The sequence below is a fragment of the Galbibacter kalidii genome (assembly GCF_026241135.1).
In the GTDB taxonomy this organism is placed as follows: Bacteria; Bacteroidota; Bacteroidia; order Flavobacteriales; family Flavobacteriaceae; genus Galbibacter.
The window spans coordinates 1-545 of sequence record NZ_JAPFGA010000097.1 but is presented as its reverse complement, the minus strand read 5'-3'; the positions used below and the strand labels follow the sequence as shown (position 1 = coordinate 545).

Below are 545 nucleotides of genomic sequence, written 5' to 3'. Positions count from 1 at the left end.
CCACCAATGAGGATTATAAAAATTCCAAAGGGGAGAAACAGACCGAAACCAACTGGCACACCGTTGTCGCTTGGGGCAAGACCGCAGACATCATCGAAAAGTATGTGGGCAAGGGCAAGGAAATTGCCATTGAAGGAAAATTGACCTCCCGTTCCTATGAGGACAAGGAGGGTGTAAAGCGTTACGTTACCGAGGTCGTAGCCTCTGAAATCCTGCTATTGGGCGGTAACAGTTAAACCACTAACACAAAGAGGGCGTTCCCATCGAAAGTTGCGCCCTCTTTTAATCATTCACTTTTAAACAAATGAACAATGAAATCGAAGATTGGCTTCGCCGAATTTTAATTTGGCAAGCAAATTTTCAATTTCACGAATTCCAAAATAAATATTCAGCTATGAGTAAAGACAAAGTTAACGAAATACAGATAAGCTACCGCGAGAAGATAGGTACATTGAAATCAAAGCCAATCAGAAGCTCGGGAGAGGCTGCAAAACTGCTCTATAAGAATTGGGACAAGGACACCATTGGGCTGCAAGAAACCTTTA

Annotated in this window: 1 protein-coding gene; it reads left to right on the top strand. The window is 42.8% G+C overall.

What is annotated here, in order from left to right; translation table 11 throughout:
- The coding region (locus tag OOZ15_RS20050; protein ID WP_265958199.1) for a single-stranded DNA-binding protein at positions 1 to 236 on the top strand (236 nt) is incomplete at its 5' end.
- Between the last annotated feature and the right edge of the window lie 309 nt (positions 237 to 545).